Source organism: Natronomonas sp. (assembly GCF_046710025.1).
Taxonomy (GTDB): Archaea; Halobacteriota; Halobacteria; order Halobacteriales; family Haloarculaceae; genus Natronomonas.
Genome location: NZ_JBKEGK010000250.1, coordinates 1 through 3,614 on the forward strand (window position 1 = coordinate 1; position 3,614 = coordinate 3,614).

General features: G+C 64.5%; 5 protein-coding genes. 2 read left to right on the forward strand and 3 right to left on the reverse strand.

Annotated elements, in window-relative coordinates:
* A partial coding sequence (locus ACI944_RS13155; protein WP_411719486.1) for a DoxX family protein occupies positions 1 to 1,030 on the reverse strand: 1,030 nt, incomplete at its 3' end.
* Between the two features lie 181 nt (positions 1,031 to 1,211).
* On the opposite strand from ACI944_RS13155, the gene ACI944_RS13160 reads away from it, so the two are divergent.
* Both ACI944_RS13160 and ACI944_RS13165 read left to right on the forward strand, forming a co-directional pair.
* Complete coding sequence (locus tag ACI944_RS13160; RefSeq protein WP_411719487.1) at positions 1,212 to 1,802, forward strand: TlpA family protein disulfide reductase; 591 nt, start codon at positions 1,212 to 1,214, stop codon at positions 1,800 to 1,802.
* The gene (locus tag ACI944_RS13165) at positions 1,799 to 2,530 is read left to right on the forward strand and encodes a cytochrome c biogenesis protein CcdA (protein ID WP_411719488.1); all 732 of its coding nucleotides are present in this window, start codon (positions 1,799 to 1,801) and stop codon (positions 2,528 to 2,530) included. The genes ACI944_RS13160 and ACI944_RS13165 overlap by 4 nt, the downstream gene beginning before the upstream one ends.
* A gap of 67 nt (positions 2,531 to 2,597) precedes the next feature.
* On the opposite strand, the gene ACI944_RS13170 is transcribed toward ACI944_RS13165, so the two are convergent.
* Entirely contained in the window at positions 2,598 to 3,209 is a 612-nt protein-coding gene (locus tag ACI944_RS13170; protein WP_411719489.1) for an MBL fold metallo-hydrolase, read from the reverse strand.
* A gap of 81 nt (positions 3,210 to 3,290) precedes the next feature.
* Positions 3,291 to 3,614, reverse strand: a 324-nt coding sequence (locus ACI944_RS13175; protein ID WP_411719490.1) for an ATP-binding protein, incomplete at its 5' end; no start/stop codon positions are given.

Genomic DNA, 3,614 nt, shown 5'->3' on the forward strand with positions numbered 1-3,614 from the left:
AGAGTGGCCCAGCGCCGAGGGTGAACACCGCCGACGCCATCCCGAAGAGCGAAATGTGAGCCAACACCGGATCGTCAGGCAGCCCGAACAGCGTCGTGGTAAACAGGATAAACGAGACTGCGGCTGCACCGCGGGTAAAGAAGCCGGCGATCAACGCTATCCCGACGGCGATCTCGGTGATCCCTGCCCCGACGACCCAAAGGCCGGGGTCAACCGGAACGACGGACGTGAGATCATACCGATCGACGACGAGCAGCGACTGGCCGGGGGTGGCGAGTTTCTGGATCAAGCCGAGATAAATGAACGTGACCCCCATCCCGACTCGAAGGACCGTCGGCACGTACCGACGAAACGGTGCCATCGTCTCGTCGAGGAACGCCTTCAGGTGGTGGACCGGATCGATACGGCCGTAGTACGTGTCAGCGGTACTCGCAACCTCCAACAGCATGTCGTCGGCGCTCGGCCGTCCGCCTCCTAGGATGAGCAGCGAGAGGAGTATCGGTACGTATTCCATCGCGATGACGACGCCAGGATCGGTGGTCACGAGCACCCAGATGAAAAGCGACAGCCCGAGCGCAGAGACGATCCGGATTCCGAGCCCGAACAGCAAGCAGAACCCGATGCCGATTAACAACGCTCTGAGCACGGGATTCGCCGTTGGGTCAAACGTCAGGGTCGGCGCGAACAGATACCCTTGGAAGCCGGCTCCGACGAGCGGAAGTCCGATCGACAACCGGAGCATCCACGGGATGAGATCGCCGTAACTGGCGAGTTTCTCGCGGAGGACGACGATATCGGTGATCGTCGGCCGCAGCCACAGATACACGACGAGGACGCCGGTGATCGCAGCCCCGGATCCAAACAGCACCGCGGCGTTGAACGGGTCGGAGAGCACCTCGACGGTGAACGCTACCGGGTCGATCTGTTCGCCGTCCCCTTCGGTGACGTAATCGACGTGCGCGGCTGCCGGTCGAGCGAGTAGCCACGCGAACACGCCCGAAACAGCAGCCAGAGTCGATCGACGGGGCATACGATCTGTAGGACCTATCCCCACGTAGTTCTTTGTTATCATTCCGTATGGTCACCCTCGATGAGAGGGCGGGTGACGCGCCCCAAAACACACGTGGCACGTCCGGCACCGGACCGGGCGTGCTCCGAGGGTGCACGATCGACGAGGGGATTTTGTTACTCCGACTCGTAGCGTTCGAAAGATGACTCAACGAACACGCCGAACGGTCCTTGCAGCCCTCGGTAGCGGCGCTGTCGCTGTCTCGGGATGTCTCGGTACCGGCGACGACAGCGACCCCGGCGGCGGGTCCGACGGCGACAGCGGCGGCGATGGCGACGGAACTGGTGGCGACGAGACGACGGCATGGCGGACGGCTGAACTGACCGACGTCACGACCGACGAGCAGTTCACGGTCTCGGAGCTTGATGGGCCCGCGCTGGTACACCCTTTCGCCATTTGGTGTAGCACCTGCGGCAGTCAAAACAGCGAGATCGATACGCTTCAGCGTGACCGCGATCAAAATCTGGCGGTCGTCCAGTTGAACATAGGCGACGGCGAGGCCAACGACGATGTCCTCGAGTACGCCGAGGAAAACGGCTACGCCGACCACAGCCGCTTCGCCGTTGCGCCCAACTCCGTCGCCAATGCCCTCGTCGAGGAGTTCGGCCCCAGAGCTGTTTCCCCGCCGCAATCGCCCGTCATACTCCAGTGTTCCGGTGGCGGCACACACGAAATCGATAAGATCTCCGACGCCGCGACGATCGAATCTCGGATCAACACCGATTGCGGATGAGCCTCCTGGCGTTCGCGGAGATGTTCTGGATCGGCGTTGCGACGCCGCTGACAGCTGTCTGTGTCCTACCGCTGTACCCGGCGTTTGTCTCGTACCTCGCTAGTGCGGGCGACGACGCCCGATCCAGGTCGCCAGCCGTCCTCGGCCTATTGGTCGTTGCAGGCGTGATCAGCTTCATGGCCGCCGCCGGCTATCTCTTCGTCGTCGTCCTGGGCGTCGGCATCGAAAGCGGGTTCGTCGGCCGGTTCGGCCCGTGGGCGTTCGGCGTCCTCGGCGTGATCGGGGCGGTGTTGCTCGCCGACCCCGCGGGGTTCTCACGGCTTCCCTCTGTTGACCCGCCGCACGCGGACCACCCCTACGCGTCGGCGTTCGGCTACGGGTTCTTTTTTGGCGGGATCATCATCCCGTGTAATCCGGGGTTTATCGGGCTCTTCTTTGCCCGCCAAGCGGTGCTGTTCGACGGCACGATCCCGAATCTGGTCGGCTTTCTCCTCTTCGGGCTGGGCATCGGCGCGCCGCTGCTCGCCTTTGCGCTCCTCTCGGAGTCGTTCGGCCGCCGGATCACGAGGACGCTCGCGCGATACTCGGACCCGATCAACCGCGCGGTCGGCGCGTTTTTGCTCCTCGTGGCCGTTTATTACCTCGTGTTCGTCTTCGCCGTTCTCCCGGGACCGCCGCCGACCCCGCCGTCGATCCCGCTCGTCGGAAAACGTTTCTTGATCGCGTAAATACGGGCGCGCCCCGACGCTTTTGTGGCGTTCGTCTTCGCCACCTGTCTCGGTCCGTCTCCTCGACTCACTCTCCGGGATACTTTGGCTCGCGCCTTTCGGCCCGCGAGAGCGCGGTTTCGACGATATCGCGGACGTCGCCGTGGAACGTCCCGCCGTGGCCGGCGTACATGTGCTCGACGCCGTCGCCCATCGCGTCCAGCAGCGTCTCGATGCTTTCGATGAGCCGCTCTCTGGACTGGCCGGGCATGTCGGTCCGTCCGAAACTCCCGTCGTCGAACGCTCCGTCGTCGTGGACGACCACGTCGCCGCTGAAAAGCGTCGTCTCCGAGACCAAGGCTACGTGGTCGCCGGCGTGGCCGGGCGTGTAGACCACGTCGAACGGCTCATCGCCGACGAAGAGTTGATCGCCGTCGTCTAGGGCCCCGTCCCGCCGGGGGTGGTCGGCGTAGGCGTACAACGGCGCGTCAAAGGCATCCAACACCGCGTCCAATTGCGCGATGTGATCGCTGTGTTGGTGGGTCACCACCACGGCATCGAGAGCGTCGGTGTGGTCCGCGATGGCGTCGACGACTCCTTCGTATGCCCCGGCGTCGACGAGGACGGTCCGGTCGCCCTCAGCGAGGTAGGCGTTGCAGGTGAACGTCTCCGCCGCCGCGGTCACGTTGGTTACGTCCATACCGAAGCCAGGGCCGTCGGGGTATTCATACCCACGGCCTGTGCGCCCCGACCGCTTTCGATTTCCGCGCGATCCGGCCGCTCACTCCTCGTCCCGGTCGTCCGCCCGGCGGAGCCGGAGCGTCACCTCCGACCCGCACTCACAGTCGCCGAACAGGAGCTGTCCGTTCACGCCGCTTACGATCCACCGCGAGAGCCACAACCCGAGCCCGACGCTGTGATCGAGTTGGGTTATCTCGCGGGTGCCGCTCACGACGGCCCGCTCGCGCTCCGGGATGCCCGCCCCGTCGTCCGCGACTGTGATGTCGATCCACTCGTCGTCGGCCGTCAACTCGATGTCGACGGTCGCCGCCTCCGGGTGGTGCTCGACCGCGTTCTCGATGAGGTTCTCGATGGCGATCCTCAA